The sequence below is a fragment of the Actinomycetospora chlora genome (assembly GCF_039542135.1).
Taxonomy (GTDB): Bacteria; Actinomycetota; Actinomycetes; order Mycobacteriales; family Pseudonocardiaceae; genus Actinomycetospora; species Actinomycetospora chlora.
Genome location: NZ_BAABHO010000119.1, coordinates 1 through 1,029, shown reverse-complemented (window position 1 = coordinate 1,029; position 1,029 = coordinate 1). Strand labels below are relative to the sequence as shown.

1 protein-coding gene is annotated in these 1,029 nt (G+C 74.0%); it reads right to left on the bottom strand.

Annotated elements, in window-relative coordinates; genetic code table 11:
• A partial coding sequence (locus tag ABD994_RS30950; protein ID WP_345425484.1) for an HAD-IC family P-type ATPase occupies window positions 1-1,028 on the bottom strand: 1,028 nt, incomplete at its 3' end.
• Between the last annotated feature and the right edge of the window lies 1 nt (window position 1,029).

The following is a 1,029-nucleotide window of genomic DNA, read 5'->3' as shown; positions in this document are numbered from 1 at the left end:
GGCTCGCCGCGGGTGAGCGTGCCGGTCTTGTCGAAGACCACGGTGTCCACGGTGCGCATGCCCTCGAGGGCCAGCCGGTCGGTCACGAGGATGCCGGCGCGGGCGGCGCGCTCGGTGGCGATGGCCACCACCAGGGGGATCGCGAGGCCGAGGGCGTGGGGGCACGCGATGACGAGGACGGTGATCGTCCGCACGATGGCGTCGTCGGGCAGCCCGATCAGGGTCCAGACGACGACGGTGACCGCGGCGGCGCCCACGGCGTACCAGAAGAGCCACCCGGCGGCGGTGTCGGCGAGGCGCTGGGCCCGGGAGCTGGAGTTCTGCGCCTCGCTGACCAGCCGGCCGATGCCGGCGAGGGTCGTGTCGTCGCCGGTTGCGGTGATCCGGACGCGCAGGCCGGAGTCGGTGGCGACGGTGCCGGCGACGACGGGGTCGCCCTCGGTGCGGGTCACCGGGCGGGACTCGCCGGTGATCATGGACTCGTCGAGTGCCGCCGTGCCGACGACGATGGTGCCGTCGGCCGGCACGCGGCCACCGGGCCGGACCACCACGAGGTCGCCGACGACGAGGTCGCCGGGATCGACCTCCACGGTCTCCGCGCCGGACCCCACCACGCGCTCGGCACGGTCGGGCAGCAGCGCCGCCAGGGAGTCGAGTGCCGACGTGGTCTGCGCGAGGGCGCGCATCTCCACCCAGTGCCCGAGCAGCATGATCACGATGAGGAGCGCGAGCTCCCACCAGAAGTCGAGCTCGTGGTGCAGCAAGCCGAGGACCGCACCCCAGGACGCGACGAAGGCGACGGTGATCGCGAGCGCGACCAGCAGCATCATCCCGGGGCGCCGCGCGCCGACCTCCGAGACCGCGCCGCTGAGGAACGGCCGGCCGCCCCAGAGGTACATGACCGTGCCCAGGACCGGCGGCACCCACGCGACGCCCGGGACCGCCGGCAGCGGGTAGCCGACGAGCATCGCGAACATCGGGCTGAGCCCCACCGTCGGGACGGCCAGCACCAGCATGATCCAGAACAGG